Source organism: Pseudoalteromonas sp. SCSIO 43088 (genome assembly GCF_023650795.1).
Taxonomy (GTDB): domain Bacteria; phylum Pseudomonadota; class Gammaproteobacteria; order Enterobacterales; family Alteromonadaceae; genus Pseudoalteromonas; species Pseudoalteromonas shioyasakiensis.
This window is the reverse complement of the sequence record NZ_CP072675.1, coordinates 1,106,953-1,125,799: the sequence shown is the minus strand read 5'-3', so window position 1 is coordinate 1,125,799 and position 18,847 is coordinate 1,106,953. Positions and strand designations below refer to the sequence as shown.

General features: G+C 39.3%; 18 protein-coding genes, 1 tRNA gene and 1 pseudogene. 4 read left to right on the top strand and 16 right to left on the bottom strand.

Going from position 1 to position 18,847, the window contains the following annotated elements; all coding sequences use genetic code 11:
- Positions 1–176 precede the first annotated feature (176 nt).
- From nhaD to J8Z28_RS05105, 4 genes are all read left to right on the top strand, one after another.
- A complete protein-coding gene (nhaD, locus tag J8Z28_RS05120; protein WP_055197939.1) occupies positions 177–1,610 on the top strand; it encodes a sodium:proton antiporter NhaD in 1,434 nt (477 codons plus the stop codon).
- 181 nt (positions 1,611–1,791) lie between these two features.
- Entirely contained in the window at positions 1,792–2,856 is a 1,065-nt protein-coding gene (locus J8Z28_RS05115) for a zinc-binding dehydrogenase (RefSeq protein WP_250660025.1), read from the top strand.
- 670 nt (positions 2,857–3,526) lie between these two features.
- The gene (locus J8Z28_RS05110; protein ID WP_250660024.1) at positions 3,527–4,633 is read left to right on the top strand and encodes a hypothetical protein; all 1,107 of its coding nucleotides are present in this window, start codon (positions 3,527–3,529) and stop codon (positions 4,631–4,633) included.
- A gap of 15 nt (positions 4,634–4,648) precedes the next feature.
- The gene (locus J8Z28_RS05105; protein WP_250660023.1) at positions 4,649–5,716 is read left to right on the top strand and encodes a hypothetical protein; all 1,068 of its coding nucleotides are present in this window, start codon (positions 4,649–4,651) and stop codon (positions 5,714–5,716) included.
- A 168-nt stretch (positions 5,717–5,884) separates the two neighbouring features.
- Here J8Z28_RS05105 and J8Z28_RS05100 read toward each other — a convergent pair.
- The 16 genes and pseudogenes from J8Z28_RS05100 to J8Z28_RS05025 all read right to left on the bottom strand — a co-directional run bounded on the left by J8Z28_RS05100 (position 5,885) and on the right by J8Z28_RS05025 (position 18,846).
- Positions 5,885–5,959 (bottom strand) — tRNA-Arg (locus J8Z28_RS05100).
- Between the two features lie 161 nt (positions 5,960–6,120).
- Positions 6,121–6,786: a FlgO family outer membrane protein gene (locus J8Z28_RS05095; protein ID WP_250660022.1), complete on the bottom strand. Its 666-nt coding sequence runs from the start codon at positions 6,784–6,786 to the stop codon at positions 6,121–6,123.
- 3 nt (positions 6,787–6,789) lie between these two features.
- Positions 6,790–7,464: a FlgO family outer membrane protein gene (locus J8Z28_RS05090; RefSeq protein WP_055020685.1), complete on the bottom strand. Its 675-nt coding sequence runs from the start codon at positions 7,462–7,464 to the stop codon at positions 6,790–6,792.
- A gap of 14 nt (positions 7,465–7,478) precedes the next feature.
- Positions 7,479–8,072: a FlgO family outer membrane protein gene (locus J8Z28_RS05085; protein WP_055020737.1), complete on the bottom strand. Its 594-nt coding sequence runs from the start codon at positions 8,070–8,072 to the stop codon at positions 7,479–7,481.
- 54 nt (positions 8,073–8,126) lie between these two features.
- Positions 8,127–8,729: an SPOR domain-containing protein gene (locus J8Z28_RS05080; RefSeq protein WP_250660021.1), complete on the bottom strand. Its 603-nt coding sequence runs from the start codon at positions 8,727–8,729 to the stop codon at positions 8,127–8,129.
- Positions 8,730–8,742: 13 nt separating this feature from the next.
- Positions 8,743–11,709 (bottom strand): MSCRAMM family adhesin SdrC, encoded by a 2,967-nt coding sequence (locus J8Z28_RS05075; RefSeq protein ID WP_250660020.1) that lies wholly within the window; start codon positions 11,707–11,709, stop codon positions 8,743–8,745.
- A gap of 20 nt (positions 11,710–11,729) precedes the next feature.
- Positions 11,730–12,521: a fimbrial biogenesis chaperone gene (locus J8Z28_RS05070; RefSeq protein ID WP_055197927.1), complete on the bottom strand. Its 792-nt coding sequence runs from the start codon at positions 12,519–12,521 to the stop codon at positions 11,730–11,732.
- An 8-nt stretch (positions 12,522–12,529) separates the two neighbouring features.
- Positions 12,530–12,997, bottom strand: a complete 468-nt coding sequence (locus J8Z28_RS05065; protein ID WP_055197925.1) for a DUF4402 domain-containing protein — start codon at positions 12,995–12,997, stop codon at positions 12,530–12,532.
- Positions 12,998–13,019: 22 nt separating this feature from the next.
- Positions 13,020–13,613, bottom strand: coding sequence for a DUF4402 domain-containing protein (locus tag J8Z28_RS05060; protein WP_250660019.1), 594 nt, complete (start codon positions 13,611–13,613; stop codon positions 13,020–13,022).
- Positions 13,614–13,724: 111 nt separating this feature from the next.
- Positions 13,725–14,267, bottom strand: coding sequence for an SPOR domain-containing protein (locus tag J8Z28_RS05055; protein ID WP_250660018.1), 543 nt, complete (start codon positions 14,265–14,267; stop codon positions 13,725–13,727).
- 139 nt (positions 14,268–14,406) lie between these two features.
- Complete coding sequence (locus tag J8Z28_RS05050; protein ID WP_250660017.1) at positions 14,407–14,943, bottom strand: SPOR domain-containing protein; 537 nt, start codon at positions 14,941–14,943, stop codon at positions 14,407–14,409.
- A 460-nt stretch (positions 14,944–15,403) separates the two neighbouring features.
- Positions 15,404–16,285 (bottom strand): UTP--glucose-1-phosphate uridylyltransferase GalU, encoded by an 882-nt coding sequence (gene galU / locus J8Z28_RS05045; RefSeq protein ID WP_054562235.1) that lies wholly within the window; start codon positions 16,283–16,285, stop codon positions 15,404–15,406.
- Between the two features lie 26 nt (positions 16,286–16,311).
- Positions 16,312–16,611, bottom strand: a pseudogene (locus tag J8Z28_RS05040) (thymidylate synthase); the annotation flags it as partial.
- A gap of 287 nt (positions 16,612–16,898) precedes the next feature.
- Positions 16,899–17,495: a DUF6338 family protein gene (locus J8Z28_RS05035; protein WP_250660016.1), complete on the bottom strand. Its 597-nt coding sequence runs from the start codon at positions 17,493–17,495 to the stop codon at positions 16,899–16,901.
- Entirely contained in the window at positions 17,492–18,445 is a 954-nt protein-coding gene (locus tag J8Z28_RS05030) for a caspase family protein (RefSeq protein ID WP_250660015.1), read from the bottom strand. The genes J8Z28_RS05035 and J8Z28_RS05030 overlap by 4 nt, the downstream gene beginning before the upstream one ends.
- Entirely contained in the window at positions 18,445–18,846 is a 402-nt protein-coding gene (locus J8Z28_RS05025; RefSeq protein WP_250660014.1) for a TIR domain-containing protein, read from the bottom strand. Before J8Z28_RS05025 ends, J8Z28_RS05030 begins: the two co-directional genes overlap by 1 nt.
- Position 18,847: the final 1 nt, after the last annotated feature.

The following is an 18,847-nucleotide window of genomic DNA, read 5'->3' as shown; positions in this document are numbered from 1 at the left end:
TGATTAAGTTATAAATTATATAACTGGTCTGCTCTCGCCATCACCCGTATTTATATTCAAAATACCAACATCTTAGTTACCAATTTGTTACATAAAGCAAAGAATGAATCTAAAATGTCTGCAGCTACATTTACTTAAACCGTAACGAAATTAAGATGATTTAATTGGAATATACAATGAAAAAACTAATACAAGGATTGCTCCTTTCCTTGCTATGTTTCGGTGGCCAAGCTCATGCTGCGTCAACTGGTACTATCGATTTACTCACCCATCCTGTTGGCATTATATGCCTTGTTATTTTTATCTTTGCTTATGTGCTCGTCATACTCGAAGAAAAAATTCACTTACGCAAATCAAAACCCGTATTGGTTGCAGCCGGGATTATTTGGACCCTTATTGCTTGGCAGTACAGTGCACAAAACTTATCTGATCTTAGCACCGACGCATTTCGTCACGCCTTGTTAGAGTTTTCGGAGTTAATGCTATTTTTGCTCGTTGCGATGACCTATATCAACGCCCTAGAAGAGCGTCGTTTATTTGATGGCCTAAGAAGCTGGCTGGTTGCTAGAGGCTTTAGCTACAAGCAATTATTTTGGATAAGCGGTGTACTGGCATTTTGTATTTCACCTGTAGCCGATAACTTAACTACTGCCCTACTTTTATGTGCAGTGGTAATGAAGGTAGCAGCAAATGATAACCGCTTCATTGCTATGTCGTGCGTCAATATTGTAATAGCCGCAAATGCCGGTGGCGCATTCAGCCCATTTGGTGACATCACGACACTGATGGTTTGGCAAGCCGATGTTGTTGCCTTTACTGAGTTTTTTGTTTTATTCCTACCAGCTTTAGTCAGCTATATTATTCCTGCATTTGTTATGTCTTTATTTATCAATAACCGTCACCCGGATACGGCCGATGAAGATATTGAACTTAAACGCGGTGCGCTTCGCATATTGTGCTTATTCTTACTGACAATACTCACCGCGGTGGTGCTAAAAACCGCCTTTGGTTTACCACCGGTTGTGGGCATGATGATGGGTCTTGGCTATTTACAGTTTTTTGGTTACTTCTTACGCGTGACACTCCCCGGCTCTCTTGCCAGAAAGCGCGCGATGGCAGAGCGTGAAGGTGACAAAGAACGCTTATCTCGCTTAGGTAACGTTGTTCCTTTTGATGTATTTAGCCGTGTATCGAGAGCCGAGTGGGACACGCTCTTGTTCTTCTATGGCATCGTTATTTGTGTTGGAGGCTTAGGGTTTATCGGCTACTTAGCGCTGCTTTCTGACTTACTTTATAACAACTGGTCTGCTACCGGTGCGAACATTATTCTTGGTTTAATGTCAGCGGTAGTCGATAACATTCCAGTGATGTTTGCAGTGTTACAAATGATGCCTGATATGTCGCACGGTCAATGGCTGCTTATTACGCTAACAGCAGGAATTGGTGGCAGCCTGTTATCAATTGGCTCTGCGGCAGGAGTTGCACTAATGGGTCAAGCGCGAGGGATCTACACATTTAATAGCCACTTAAAATGGTCGCCGGTCATTTTACTAGGTTACTTTGCTGGAGTATTAACTCATTTATACCTCAATACAGCCTACTTCGGCTAAGACTTAATAAAGTAAAAACCCTTATCACTTTGAGGGTTTTTACTTGAAATATTCCACAATGAGCAGTTTATAAACAGACATGTCGTAATAAGCTGTGTTTTTGTCGTAAAAAGTCAAGATTAAGGCAGGCGCTTTACTTTAGTCTAATAATTCACAAATAAGGTGAATTGAGGACACACATATGAGCCAAATGAATTCTGTTGCCATGCAAAATGGCAAGCTGCATGTAAAACAAATTGATATTCCTACACCTGGACCCGGCCAAGTACTGGTAAAAAGCCTAGCTTGCGGCATTTGCGGTTCTGATATTCATATTACCCGCCACACCAGCGATGTATTCGATATATATAAAAACCTTGGCATCATGGCTAAAGATGCAGGCGATGACCAAGAAGTGTTATTAGGCCATGAGTACGCGGCAGAAATTGTTAGCTACGGTCCAAATACTAAAGGCGAATTAGCTAAAGGCACCCGTGTAACCTCAGTGCCTATTTTACTTTCTGCTGGCGGCGCTGGCGTAGGTGTAACCCCAGGACTATATGGTGCCTATTCTGAATACTTTATTGTTGATGAAGCCTTGCTATTACCTATCCCTGATGCTGTTCCATCAGAAGCGGCAGCCATTACAGAACCACTTGCTGTTGGCCTGCATGCAGTGAACCGCGCACAAATGAATAATGATGATGTTGCCATTGTGGTTGGCTGTGGCCCAATTGGCCTTGCCGCGATTGCCGCGTTAAAGCTTCAAGGCGTAAAACACATCGTTGCCTCTGATCCACAAGAGAGCAAAAAACAAATTGCCCTTGAATTTGGCGCCACAGAATATGTTAACCCTATGGCGGATGATGAAGTTGCTACAGCCGCAGCGCTTGCGGGTAACAACAAGGTCGTTATTTTTGAATGTGCCGGTGTAAGCCGCTTATTGAACGACTACATTTTACGTGCACCAGCAAAAGCAAAAATCATTGTAACTGGTGTACATACCGCGCCGCTAAACGTTAACTTTGCCTATGCCACAGTGAAAGAGCTCGACCTTATTTTCTCTTATTACTACCAGCCAGAAGAGTTTGCAAAATCACTTGAGAACATCGCGTCAGGCAAAATTGCATGGCAAAAAATGCGTACTGGTAAAGTCGGCATAGACGGCGTACAAGGTGCATTTGATACCTTATTTAAACCAAACGACCATATCAAAATCATCATTGAACCATGGCGCACAGGCGAGCTTGAAAAAGTAACGGGTTAATTTAGTTTAAAAACGAGTAATAACTCTGCAGCTTAGAAATTAACAATCAAACGTTAATTTCTAAGCTATAAACTATAGTTCGATATCAGGGATTACATTTGCCTGTTCAAGAAAGTGATCACAACGTGTATTAACTATATCAAAGTAATGCTTTAGATATGACACTTGTGATTCTGAAGGGCTATCAACAAGCGATATTGCCTGTTGTAAATTATTTTTAATACTTGTCGCTATTTTAGTTAGATGGCTTTGTAGTAACTTATTTGAAATTCCATTTTCATCTGCAAAGTCAACTAACTGATAGGCATTAATTGCATCAGGGTCAAACTCATCTCATATACTCATAGCTAGATCCTGTTCAAACTCTGGATACATTTTAACGTTTACTAAATCATATAATGGCGCTGGGATCAGACTTGATTTTGTTCAAAAAAGTTCATTCTGCTATCTGTTGCACTGTTTTTTTTACTTTTAAATAACAAGCCACAACTGCTATTAAACCAAAGATATAGCCCGCCGCAATTTAATGTAAGGAGTCAATTGTCATTAAAAAATGAGATTGAACTTTATGCATTGCTCAAAAAACAATCTAATATTAAAATTATCCCACGTAGCATGAAACAAAGCTTAGCTGTTGGATGGGATAGGAACTATTGAAAAGGATAGAGTTATGGAAAAACCAGTAAAACTGAAGGAATCGGATTTTAATCTTTCCAATGATTTTGTGATTATCATACATGGTATGGGAACCCATGAGAATGGAGCCACTAAAAATGAAGTGAAAGATGCACTTAATGTGGCTGCAAAGGGGATGGGTATTGAGAATTTTGATTTCTCAAAAAGCCTTAACCTGGTGGAGTTCAATTACAGTGAGTTCTTTGACCAATTACGTAAAAAAGATGGATCACATGGGGACAGTCTTGTCACTCACATTCAATTTCTGCGTGGGCATGGCTTAGGTGCTAAACTCGCATCTAAACTCATCAACACTCTCTCCGGTTTTGATGAAGATAAAGCATTTTATACGCACTGGATGGATGTCTTATATTACGGTGAAACGTATTGGGGTGAAAAGGTTCGAGTCGACTTGGCATACCTGTTGATTCAGATTCTCAAAATTGCCAATAAACATGCCAGAAAAGTACACGTTGTTGCACATAGTCTCGGTACCGCAGTGCTACATGACACGTTAGCGGAATTGTATGACCCAGATGAACCATTAAGACGGGATATTCCCAATTTGCCTACCAACTTACTTGCCCTTGATTCTATTTATCTATTGGCCAATGTAAGTCGGTTGGTTCATTTGCTTAGTGAGGTGGATGATCCGAACCGATCGATTGTGAACTCTGATGGAAGTGCTGCTTGCCATTTATTGTATAGCGTTCGTAACGCATATGATCCCTTTACCTGGTGTAAAACCTACAAGCGCCCTACTGTAAATGGGGGATTGCTGCGTTTAGGGACTGTAAGAAAAATCAATACTCATGATTTGACAGAGTATGTGCTTGCGCCAGCTGTTGCACGTTCGATGTTAGGTACGATTTGTCAGGAATTGATTTATGATGATGCCTATGAGGCTTATGTTGCTGAACATGCAAAGTCTTCGATTACCGACAAATTTGATGAACTTAAAGAGACGTTTGAACAACTTAAATTAACTGCTTTTGAGTTAGAAGATGCAACCATTACCGATAAAGTTAAGGCGTTAAAGGTGTTCTTTAATGTGGCTAATGAGTTTAAAAAATTAGCTGAAAGCATAAAAGAAACAGAATAATTCAAGGATTGAACAATGAAAAAATTAGCTTTTTTACTAATAAGTTTTCTAATGTTGCCCAATTTAACATTAGCGAGTGATGAACCTGAGTATATCCCATGTTCTGAATCTTTTTTTGCTGATGGGCCTACACCCTTACCTCAATTGAAAGAATATAACGAACTTGCTAAGTCTGTTGGTATTCAAGTTTGTCGAAATGTTCTTCAGATAACAGATACCGAGAAAAAGGAAGTTGCTAAAGCGGTTAATGAATTTACCTCAATGACAAAAGCAAGCTTTGGACAAATGTTCAAGGGAAATGAGTTTAACTTTATGCATGATACTGTTGATGTTTGGGCTTCGTTAGTGAATAAGCATTACAATAATCCAAACTACCTTGGGTTTATACAATCAACATTAGACGTTGATGGAGGTAATCAGTGGCAGGTATTTGTCACTAAGTATCATACGATTAACCGGCCTTCAATTTCTCTTGATAAGGCTTTAAATGACCAGTGTAAGACAGTCATTAAGAGCAGTAACGGCTGTTTAGAGAATTTTCGCTTTATAAGTGATGCAGTGAACCCTTTTGTTTCATTGGTGAAGGATAACATTTTAACGACTAACGCTGACTTACTCAGAAATATGCAAGCGGATTGGAACTTATTCATCGAGGAAGCTCGGTATCAAACACCTTTAGATGTTTGGTTAACAACGAAACTTTCGGATGATTTGTTCGAAGGAAAAGGATTATCAGGCCCTCCAACTGCCCAGTATTTTTTATTACACCCATCTATTGTGTATGAACGCATTGGTAATTTACCTGATGGTGATCAGGATGAAGTTGCATTAGCTGTTGAATGGTTCGGTGTGAATTTATGGAAATACAAGATGGGGGTATCAATAGTCAGTACTTATCAAGATATTGCTGAAACCAGTGATGTGGGTACAGGTTTAATGTTTCATGTTGATAATGCCTATAGCTTTGGATTTACTCACCGAGGTAAGAATGACAATAGCGTTTTTATCAATTTTGATTTACTTCAATTAATTGGTGATAAAAAAGACATGTATAAGGCCTACAAGGCTAACATGTTTAATTAAGTATTTAATCTGTTCTATCACTCAGCCATAGTTGATTTCTTCAAGCGCCTTCAACTATGACTGAGTAATTTCTTCAATAAATTCTGGTGGTTCACCTATGAAGGTTCAAGCAATGTTATGAACTATGTTGCTGCAAAGTCAATCAACTTAGATTGTTGATTTCATTATTGGTAGCCCCTACAGGAATCGAACCTGTAACTGCCCCTTAGGAGGGGGCCGTTATATCCATTTAACTAAGAGGCCACTCAAAAGCTGAGGTAAAGCTTGTAGCTTGTAGCTTGTAGCTTGTAGCTTGTAGCTTGTAGCTTGTAGCTTGTAGCTAAAATTATAACGGTCTAAGGCTTTGGTAATCAAGAGAATAAACCAATCGACTTGTTAGTAAGTCGATTGGCAAAGTAATTAGGCTAGTTAATGCTAGCCGTTGCTGATTTGATTGATTCATTCTTTAGCACAAAATAAGGGATCACTTTTTGTGCGCTGGCAATAACCAGCTTTGAGTTTAAATTAATTACTCGAGCATTCACTTCAACACCATTTGGGCGATATATAAGCGTGCCAGTAAGAACATGGCTCGCGATGCGACGCTCTGCCAACTCTTCTACATCACGCGACATCACAAAATCACCACGTGAGGTCACACTAATGATATCCATCGCTTTAAAATCAACAACGCCAAAACCAAATTTTTGCAGCTGGTGCATCATTGTTTCAGAGAGTTGATTACCAAGTTGAGAACTATTTTTTAGGCTCGCATCTAAATCAACAAAGCTAGTAATGGCTATTCCTAACTCGCTTTCTTGTTGCATGGTATCCACTAATTCAAGGGCCATTTGCTCGACATAATTAACAACGGTTTTATGATGTTGATAAGGCACAAATAAACGATGGTTAGCGTTATCTTGCTGCATATCTTTTTGCTCAAGCGCTTGTAGCATAGCAACGTAATCGACTTGAGTATTTGCTGATGCAGGCATATTTTGAGCTGTATTTTGCGGCTCTGCTGATTGCTCTGGCAACAATTGGCAGCCAGATAGTGCGAGCGTTAACGATGCTAAGACAAAACCTTTCATAGCTTACTCACTTGCTTGTTTAAGTGTAATGCCATCACTGCGGTTGGTACTATCAAGGGCATCAACCACTGATTGCGGGATAAAACCTTGCGCTGACCCTACAACTGCTTTGCTTGCTAAACCAACAATACGCGCATTCACGAGCACACCACTTTGATGATTAACCAAAGTACCTGCCAATACATAATTGAAGTTTTGGTCTTGGCTAAGCTCTAAATAATCACGACTGAAAACATAATCACCAGTTGGCGTGACACGCATATAATCCGTGGTTTTAAAATCAATGACAGGCACACCAAACGCATGAAGTTCATGAATAAAACTTTCGGCAATTTGATTACCCAGCAAATTTGTTGAGTTGTAATCTGCATCAAGGTACACAAAGCTTGAAACAGCAACTGGTGTGTTATCACTAACATATTGCAAGTTTTCAACTAAATCCTGCATGATACCACGTACATAGTGATTGATATTTTTACGCGTTGGGGCTGCTGTAAAAGTGCTGTTATTCATTACCGCCTGATTGGTTTGAAACACACTGTCATTACTATGCGGCGCGGCAACTTCTCTTTGCGCAGCTAACTGAGGATCATTTTCGTGTTGTGTTGCATCACCAGTTAACATTGACGAGCAACCAAAGCCAAACGGCAAACATAAAGTTAAAATTAAACGTTTCATTAAATGAGTTCCTCTTAATATTCGCTTCGATACAACTGGCCATCACGTTGCTGAACTTTTTCAGCGCCCCACATTACATTGATAGGGATCTCAGTGCTTGCTGCTGACACAATTCGCAGATCTTTGGTATTCACTAATCGGGCATTTACTATGTAGGCATGTTGTTGCCGCGTCAGTGTGCCGGTAATAACAAAGTCAATATTCTGACGTTGACGTAAGGTATTTACATCACGACTAAGTACACTATCGGCCGATTGCTGCAAATTTAAAGTATTTTCTAATCGATACTCAATGGTATGAAAACCAAGCTGAGTAAATTGCGTTAATAAACTTTCTTGAATTTGCTGACTCAAGCCACTGCCCTGATCTTCAGCTAAATCAGTACCTAAGCCATCAGCCATATAAAAACTGGTCACAGCAATACGTGCATTGCCTTTGTAAGGGCCTTGAATACGGCTCAGCTGACTACTTAAATCAGCAACGTATTGATGCACCGTATAAGGTGCCATCGGCGATTTTGGGGTTTCTCTAGGGGGCGTTTTTTGTGGCTCTTCAGTTAAGCTACAACCCACCAACACTAAAAAAACTGAATAAAATAACAGGCGCATAATTGCCATCCTCACTAAATTTAGTAAGTACAAAGCAATAATTATGCCTAAGTATTATTGTTGATGGGATAAATCAAGCGGATTCTGTACATAATGTGATACCAAGCATGCCACCCCGACTGATGCTAACTTTTTACAATCATTAGCTGCTTGCTGCTTTTGTTGATATGCACCAATTTTCAAACGATGAAAAGTGCTGCCATTCACTGTTACTGACTCTACATTAGCAATAAACTGGCCATTAAATAGCGCCGGCGCTTGTTTTTTAATTTCAGCAAGGCGAGCTGTTAGTCTAGGTAATTCTGTTACGGAAGCAAGTTGTAGTGCAAATTTGGCTGAAGGCTCAGCTATAAACTGAGGTGCGGTTACAGATGACTTTTTAGTCTTTTCAGGCTCAGTTTGCTGCGCATTTAGCAAAGTAAGTTGTTCAGTGAGTAAGGTTAACTCACTTTCTATTGTCAGCAAGCGCTCAAGCTTTGGCTTCATCGCTTGGAATTGTTGATGCGACTGCCTCAGCTCTATAAGCTCTTGCTGGCTAATTTTTACTAAGTTTTCTTCACTCACTTGTGGCTTTGACATGCTTTGGCAACCAATGATAGGAGTAACCAGTAAGACTAGCCATACTTTCTTCAGATTTTGAAAAGTCGTAAAAACCATAATTTGCTCCTTGCTAGTGTTGAACATGCTGCTCTGTTACATGGCATTTAATTGCTTGTGATATTAGCTGCACACATTGCTGCTCAAGCTTGTTTGCAGACTGTGGGTCAAAGCCAATCGCAAGCGTGTAGTGTGCATTTGCTTTATCGTGTATATAAAAAGCGTTATGTAACCCTTGCTGTAACAAACGCTGCTTCACCAATGAGTAATACACCTTTAAAATTTTCAGTGAATTAAACTTGCCAATACTCGCTAAATATCCCTGGCGCTTTTCGAGTGGCCGCAAAGTAATATCAACCCCCACCAGCACATCACCTTTAGGCGATAATTTTATTTTGTGTGTTTGAGCACTGGTCAGTGATTTTTGCTCTTGGTATTGCTTATCAACTACCGCCTTATACTTACCGGGTTTAATATCAGTAAACAAGTAATAGCCATCATAAGCCGCTTGCGTAGTAGCTACATCATTACCTTGTTCATCCACTAAAGTAATTTGGGCATAAGGTTGAACATTAGAGCCTTGCTCTGTTTGCTGATAAACAGTACCTTCTATTTCGCTGGCATTATTTACTGGGTAATCCATGTACTCAACAAAACCTGCTCGTGGTGTTATGGAGAAACCATCGTGGGCGGGGATCATAAAAGGGTCAGCAAAACTGTCACGATCTAGCACTATATCTGTTGTGCGATTAGCTGGCATAGCTGAAAGAATCGCAATACCTTGTTCATCGGTAATAGCTTGGCGATAATTTTGTAAGCCTTTTACTTTAACACCCGCCAAGCCCTTTTCATTGTAGTCTTTAAGGCCATTATCATTTTCATCTAAAAACACATTAACCATCAAACTACCAGTATTGGTCAATGTTCGATTACTCATAAATGGCTGATTATATTGACTATCAAAGCCAAAACTAAATCGACTATTTAAGCGAATCTGCCATTGATCATTGCTGTCGTAATTAACATTACTGCTTAAGTTAATCCTGTCATTTTGCCACGTTAATCCTAATTCGGCAGACTGAACATCGTAATCTAGAGAATCCCTTAACGTTAGTTCTGTTTGTAAGCTTGGGCCTAAACTTCTGCTAAACTCAGCTTCATAACTCACTATTTCACTAACCGGAGAGAGTCGATAATTAACCCCAAATCGACTATACACTCTACCTAGGCGTGTTTGTAAACGCGTCGTACCATCAACACTTTCTTGCCCAACACTTAAGTCTTGCCACTGCAATAAATTATTTATAGAGACGTTTGCATAGCTGTAATTTAAACGGTTATAAATTTGCTTTAAATCACCACTTTGTGCATGTTGAATCAGAAAGTTGTTCTGATAATTAAGCCGCCCAAAATCATTTTTCATCAGCTCACCAGACATATCAAACTGATAGCTTTTCAGCGTTATATCTCGACCATTTTGATTATCAGTACGGTTCGTTGCGCTGAATAGCAAAGACTGATCAGCCAATTTAGTTCTTGTAGTTAATTCAAATTCTCTTTGTTGTTGATTATTTTCTTCATATTCCAGATTAACCAAAAACCTGTCTAACAAGCTAAGGTTCGTTCCTAGAGCAACATGATATAGCTCATTTTGCTCTCGTTTTTGCGCCATGAAGCCTGAATACATGGCAATGTTATCACTCACACCATATTGGTATCGCCCTGCAGCAACCCAGCCCTTGTTGGCACTGTAGTTACTGCTGCCAAGTAACTGCTCACCTTGCTCTGAAACAGATAGCTCATAAACAGCTTCCCCTTGCTCAAGCTGCGTGCCATCAATGTAGTAATATTCAGTTTTTCGCTCTACTTGTCCTTGTGGGCCATAAAAGATCAACTCAAAGCTGTTTTCACCAAACAGTAAATCTATATCAGCAAAAACATAGCGACCATCAGTCAAGCTCAGCTGCTGATCAATTAAAATGCCATTACGATATAATTCAACATCCCAACCTGGCTGTACTGCACCAGTTAGATTCACCCGATTATTATCAATAGCTTGCCCTAGTTGATAATTCGAAATTTTAACCCCGCGACCGTATTGGTTGTTATAACGGCTGCCAACTTGCGTAGCTGTGACATCACCTACTTCAATAAGACTTGCAGCAAGTGGACCTAACAATTGATTATTCACATCTTGCTTGGAGAAAGTTAGCCTTGAGTTATTCAATAAATCACTTTCACGACCCGATAAAAAGTATTCCATCGTTAAATATGCAAAATCTTGCGAGCCAAGTAATGAGTAACTAGCCTGACTGCCATCATTATCTTGGGTATAATTCAATTGTAAGTCAGCCACAGGGACAGATAAGGCCTGATATGGGCTTGGTTTCCAAGGTAAGGTTGCTTGTTTTTGAGTACTATAGCTTTGCAGTTGTTTTTTATGACGCTGCGCTTGGGCGACAACTGGATAAACAGACTCAGTTTCAATATGTAGCTCTAAGCTTGCGTAGTCAGAGCGGTGCTTAAATTCTAAAGCCTCTGCAAGTACTGCTGCCTCAATATAAATATCATCGTCAACACTAATTTGTTGCTCAGTAAGCTGCCACTTTTTGTTATCTGTAATCAGCTCTTTTTGAGCTGTTAATTGAAATGTTTTATTTGTGTTGATGAACCAACCTTCTGCCCTCTCGGCCGATAAATCGACATTGATTGCTAATTGTAAGATATCAACTAGCCCTGAAAGCCCCAGCAATATGTCTTGATCAGACTTAAGGGCAAAAACCTCACCTAAATAATTTTCATTTAAATAAATTGAAAATAGCAAAAACTCCCCAGTCGCAATTCGCTGCTGGGTGTCTAAGGTGTCTGCAGAATGATTGACAGCAGGTGTATGCTTTGATTGTGGAGCATGAAGCTGTTCGCCATTTAGCTTAGCCTTTATGGCATTGAGTCTAGCTAGTACATCCTCTGTACTCACAGTCGAATTAGCAAAGCTAATAGGGCTTAATAGCATAAGCCCTAACGCAAATAAGCGATTCATAAATTTTTTCGCATTAATCCCTAATGTCGAATAGGCAATGAATATGAGCCAAAATCGACGCCTTCATACTCATCGGCACCTTGATATTTAAGCTCAATGTTCCCTTGTTTTGGCATCTGTTTACCAGAGAATAAATCTAATAATACAGTCGCTTGTTCAATTTCAGGGTATAAGCTTAGATTCCCGATTTCTGCGATTTTTTCTTGTTTACCTGCAGAGTTAGTAACATACGCGCTAAGTCGACCGTAACTACTAAAACCTTGTTCTTCTGTTAATTTAACGGCAATTTTTGGTTTTTTGTTTAGAGAATCTTCAACTATTTCTGCAGTTTGAAATGTAACTTTTGGTAGCTCACCTTGTTCACGATATATAACTGGAATACTAAAACTCAAAATCATGTTTACTTTAAGCCCAGCCTTAGCTGCTTTATCTTCATTTGGTAAGGCTTGAAATAGTAAATGAGAACGATATTCCCCTTTAGCCAAATTCTTAGGCTTTCTAATTGCTATTTTAATCGTTTGCCTTTCGCCCGGTGCTAAGCGAATTTGCTTTGGAGATAAGCGTGCCATAGGAGAAAGGCTCGTGGTTTCTGGCTCACTCAATGTTTGATAACCACCTGCGGGGAGCGCTAATTTTTCGCTCCATACCACGCGGTATGTACGGTACTCTTCTGAGCTATTAATAACGGTGACTTTTGCGCTACGTTGGCGCTCATCAAATGAAACCCGCGTTGGTGAAATAAGTAAATTTGCCGTTGCGTATTGACTGAATAAAACAAAAAAGAGTCCACATAAAAGACGTTTTGCGAACATATCTATCCTTAGTAATCGACCGATATTTCTAAATAAGTTGAAGAAGAGTAATGACCATCTGCGTATGGTTTAGCGCTGCGATCTGTTGTTAATGTACCGCCAATAAATACTTTTGCCTCACCGAACTCATTGCTAATCACAAATTTGGGAAAACCATTTAGACGTACAGAAAATCCAGCACTTGTACTGCCATCTACATCATGTATTAGCTGAGCTGTAGAAAGTGGCTTTATCTCTAACTGAGTTCTGGCTGGTAAGCCAGTGAGTAATAACTCTGCTGGGCGGCCATTTTTAAGTACATAAACAGAGCCCTGTGTATTGATACTGCCATCATCTTTGACAATTACAGAGCTGGTATTTGTATTAGCTAAAATAACCAGAGTGCCAAAATCAAGCGCTTGTTGCTCTGAGCTCGCTGCTTGTAGAGGCAAAGAGAAAACAGAAAATAGCACAGTGGCTAATAGCAAGAAGCGCATGATAAATTGCCCAAACTAATAATTAATAGGCAACTTCTAGTTGAAAAGTTCCTGTATACTCAACATCACGATAAGGCTCAGATGATGATGTATTTGCGGTAGATAAATTGGCACCAATGTTAAACTCAACACTGCCGTCAGCATCTGCTGTTAAATTTGGGCTGCCAGGAAGATAGTAAGCGTTGGCATTTGGGCCAGAAGTAATAAAATATCTCCAACTATCAACAATAAAGTTTGGCTCATTTAAACCTTGCCCATCAGAAGCTAAAGTATTAGCAGTGGGATCAGTAATCGACAAACGCGCATTTGGCACCGCTTCCGATACCGTAAATGAAGCAGGAGACCCTTGCTCAATAATTGAAATAATCGCAGGAGATACATCTGTTCTTGTTGAAACAGGGCTTGCATCAGGTTCTGGGTTGATAGTTAAAACAGCTTGCGCAACACCTAAAGGATCGGCTACGGCACGAATAGTACCAAAATTTAGATCATTTCCTTTTGTTAAAACAACTGAGTTTTGAACCTTTACTGTTGCACTGAAAGATTCAGTAGTGGCATAAGAAGAAAAAGCAGAAAATGCTAATGAGCATGCAATTAGAGAAAGAGGTAATTTCATATTAAGTCCTTATAATTAAATGGCTAAGCCATTTTTCTGTATCTTAAGCTTTATCGACCTCTAGAACAAATACTTTAAGATTAATTACCTAATTTTTAAGAGGAAAGATGCTTAAAGCATCTCTCCAATAAATGGTGCCGTCACACAGGTTTGCCCCATTCTTTTGGCTATCTCACAAAATGCAGTAGCCTGAGTATAATTTGCAAATGGACCAGCCCTCAATCCATACAAGGTTACGCCTTTTTGCTCTCGTGTTTTAAAACGAAAATCAAGGTCATTTAAAACAGCAGGATAATCACGTTTAAGCTTTAAGACCTGATGACTAACTTTTTTCGGCGTTAAATATAAACCTAATTGCACGCCCGCTTCAGCCGCTTTATTTGCTGCAATAATCGCCTCAAGTGAGTCTGTGGATGATGCTTGCTGTACTTGCGTTTGTTCGCTTTGATGAATAATCACATCATTTTGTGGCTCAAATTGTGATGGTTGTGCGGTTAAATCGCTATTGGCTGAAAGCACTTCGATTAACAACGCAAGGTCTTTTTCCATCAACGCAAGACGTTCAATACTAGGTTGTTTATTTTGCCACTCGGCAGCAAATTGCTGTACTTGCTGCTCAGTGTAAGCTGGCTGGGTTTGCTCTTGGCTCATCATACATGCTGTTAGAGCAGTTAAGCAGATGGTTATAAATAGATATTTCGAGAAAATAGAAAAATGCATGGTGACGTCAATTCTAAAAAACAGACTTAAATCTTAGCAATAAAAATGCCATCTTTAGAGTGAATATTTGACGCTAAAAATAAATTCGGTTGTCAGTGTAGTTACTTACCCAGCAATCAATGCCTTGTCGTTTAATCGCTTCACAATCAGCTTTCGCGTTTTTCAAATACTTATAGCCACCAAACTTAAGTCGATAGTAGGTATGCTCATTTACATCAGCGACTTCAACATTAAGTATCGGCTTTCCTTGAAAAATGCTGGGTGCTCGTTTAGCCATTTTCTTTAATGTATAAGCTAGATCTTGTTCCGTATTAACAGACGCTAATTGCAAAGCAAATGCATAGTCAGGTTTAACAGAGTCTTTAGAGTCGCTTGATAGTGCTTGAGAAGTATCAGCCTGATCTAACACTGTACTGACAGGTTCACTTTGGGTTTGCGCCAACAAAAGTGAGTTTGGCATTAGCGTTACATCGCTAAGGTACTGAACAACATTGAAAACAGGAAGCTTGTTAAAAGAGATATCAGGAAATGCCTTATTACTGCAACCAGACACAGTCAATAACACCAACAGGTATATACTGTAACGCAAAGGTTTTGAGCAATATTTCATAAGTAGGATTCTTAAACGTACCATTAAAAATTTGCTTCTTTTTAAAGAAGTCTATCTGTTAGCACTTACCTATACAAAAACCATAAAAGTGATTTACGGCATTGCATAAGAAAACTCTAACACATTATTTGTTATTATAATATTTTCAGTACAATGCTTAACTAACTGCAATAAAAACTTAATGACACCCTAATACTTAAGTTTTCATATTAGACAACCTAAAGCAATAAAAATCCGTCTTTACATAGGTATTTTTATAAGTATAGCTGAGTTTAACTATCCTACAGGGGTAAATAAGCATCTCACTGATCTTTAATCTTAACAATGCGTTAAGACTTAGGTATATCAGAAAAATCCTTTATTGGGTAATAATCGACAATTGGGAGGAACATGTAAATAACAAAAAAGTGCCATATAGACACTTTTTTTACATAATTTTCAACTAGGTAATTTGAATTGCTTATTTAACCAGCGACTTTATGAAGTCTGTAAGCTCACCTTTGAATTCATCACGACGCAGTGCAAACTCAACGATGGCTTTTAAATAACCAATTTTGCTACCGCAATCATGGCTTTTACCCTTCATTGAGTAAGCATCAACAATCTCTTTTTCCATGAGCATGGCAATGGCATCTGTTAATTGGATTTCATCGCCTGCACCGGCTGGGGTTTTTGCAAGTAATGGCCAAATATTTTTGCTCAATACATAGCGACCCACAACAGCAAGATTTGATGGTGCTTGATCAACTGGAGGCTTTTCAACCATATTTAAAATAGCTGCGCTTTCACCTTGATTGATTTTTACATCACCTAAGTCGACAACACCGAACTTGTCTACTTCGTTTTGCGGCACAGGCTCAACCATAATTTGGCTCTCGCCGGTGGTTTCAAAACGCTGGATCATTTCAGCTAAGTTATCTTTTTTAAGGTCACTTGCTACATCATCGATGATCACATCCGGTAAGATAACAACAAACGGTTCATCACCTATGATAGGTGCAGCACAGTTAATCGCATGACCAAGGCCTTTCGCTTCACCTTGGCGAACATGAATAATTGTTACATCTTTCGGGCAGATTGATTGTACTTCTGCGAGTAACTGACGTTTAACACGCTTTTCAAGCGTTGCTTCTAACTCAAAACTGGTATCAAAGTGGTTTTCAATTGAGTTTTTACTTGAATGCGTTACTAGAACAATTTCTTTAATTCCTGCTGAAATTGCTTCATTTACAACGTACTGAATCAACGGGCGGTCAACAATAGGAAGCATTTCTTTAGGGATTGCTTTTGTTGCAGGTAACATACGCGTGCCAAGACCAGCAACTGGGATCACTGCTTTCATTGATTTCTCCTTAAATTTTATTGTTCTTAAACTGAAAACGGATACTTAATTGCATCGTGACACTGATAACCTACTACTTCAAAATCGTCTTTTGTAACCCAGGTTTCAATGTCTTCTAGTGATTTAATATTTGGGTTTATTTTTAATTCTGGCGACGCGAATGGCTCACGCTTAAGCTGCACATCACGCATCAACTCAAGTTGGTTTTCATAAATATGCGCATTCGCTATTTTATGATACGCCTTACCCGGTTTGTGGCCGGTGATTTGTGCAACTAAAGCAAGTAACACAAAACATTGAATTTGATTAAAGTTCAAACCCAGCGGTTTTGCAACCCCTAATTTTTGCACAGTACGTTATATTTTAAAATCCAACTTCATCAAGCATCCTGTGCATTTTTTATTTTCGCACAGTATGACAGCTTTTGCTACTAGGCAATAACTGCCTATTCACAAACTACTCTTTACCGGGTGGAGTGGGAACATTGGTGGGGTTATCACCTGTGGAGCTTGGTGAGTAACCGCCTTGAGGTTTCCCATCGCTGCCGGGTCTAGAGGGTTGATAACCTTTTTCTTGAACTTTGGGAGGTTGATACCCATTGTTTGCTCTTTGTTTAGTCATATTTTACTTTCCTCAGTTCTACATGCGAAATTTCAGCAGATAAAATCAAGATCCCTGCTGTATCATTTTTTGCTCTTTCAAATGCACCATCTTTATCCAACACCCAAGTTTGCTCAAGGTAAATTTGTTCTGGTTCTGGGTTACTAGATGCAAATGACTTGCTTGAATAGAGTCCACCTAATATTTGTCCATCTTTTAAAGTCACTTTTACCCAATAAGGTTCTCTCTGTGAAAACACATAATCCCACGGTTTCCCCGTAGGGTGCGGTGCTTTACTTTGTACTAAGTTTGTTGAGCGAACCTTTCGCCAACTAAGTACCAATAATATTGGCGAAATAAAAATCACAAAGAAATAAAACAATACATACAGGTTGGGAGACTGTGTTTGCATTTCGCTCATCTCAACCCAACGTATGAATATGAACATAAAAGCATAGTTAACACAGCTATATGTTACGGCATCGATGAGCTGCTTTGATGAGTCTTTCTGAATATTTGGAAAGCATAACTCATATGTTTTTAGTGCTATAAATCCCGGCACAACGAACAATATAAACAAATAAAGTTTATCTAGCTCCCATATATTCATATTCTCTCCTTTTTAACAAGGCTCCAGTAATGAGCGCCTAAAACAGTTAACTTACACGCTTTGGATTCCATTGCAGCGAAATACATATGTTCTGCACCAACAGGGACAACAAGATTGATTCTGTTGAATTTTTGCAAAATCGCGAACCTTTCAGTGTTATCTTCAAGAGGCGATTCACTTTCAGGTTCGAAGGACGGGTCTAGTGGAAATTCATAGCCGGGTTCAGGAAACAATTCTGTTATCTGTTTTAAGTCTGATAGTGGTATAGGAGGTTGCACAGTTCTGAGTGTTGTAAAACTTCTAACATTTGTCTTAAAAATCGGTCTTTGCTCCCAAGGACCTAGCGACTGATCAATATGTGCGTAAATACTGCCGGGAGTTATTTCGCCAACCAAATTGGAAGCTCCACCACTTAAAGCATCTACAAACAGGCTTGTAAATACGCCACTACCATTTTCTTCTAATGCATACTGTTCAGCACTAGAAGCAGTAAGAATTGTAACACCCTCGCTAAGCAAGGCTTGTTCACTTGAAACTATTCCATTCCCAGCAATTCCTGAGTGGCAACTATCCAATATAATTACTTTGCTTCTGGCTTTTGATGAGTTTGCAATTGTTAGTAGTTCATTCAGAGATAACCCGTCATCCCCATCATTACAGTCAGAAGTCACTAAGTAACCACCTGTACTTTCGATATAGCCATGACCTGAAAAGTAAAATAGCGCTACATCACAGTCATCGGCAAAGAGCTTTTGAATATTGTCTTTTAAATCTCTTTTTGAAATGGCGCTATCAGGGCCATTTGCAACCATCAGGTTGACCCCGAAGTTTATAGAGCCATCACTGTGTCGCTCTAATACTGATTTGACAGAGTAAGCATCATTAACACACCCAAACAACGAGTTCGCGTTTTGGTAGTAATCAACCCCAACTATCAACGCCTTTCTCATTAGCCGTATATCCTTATAGCTCTTGCAATGGAAGCACCTTGCCATTTAACTATTATGTCAGCATTGTTTTTCACAACAGATGACGTTCTTGTTGAAGCCCAAGGTTCAATAGCTATTATTGATTTACCATATGCTTTTGCTATCTCAATCTCTTTGTTTATCCATTTGCTATACGTTGAATAAACTCCAGCCATAATGATGATACAGCTTGTTCCTTTCATCTTGTTTTCTATAGCTTGTTTTAACTGCCAGTCTGAACCATTTGTATGTATTGGGTCGTTTTTTGGCACAGAGTGGTCAAAGAACTTAATTCCCTGTTTTTGAATGAGGTCTATGACTTTTGTGTATCCATCACTGTAAGCCCAAGAGTGGCTGATAAATAATCGATATGTTTTATCCATG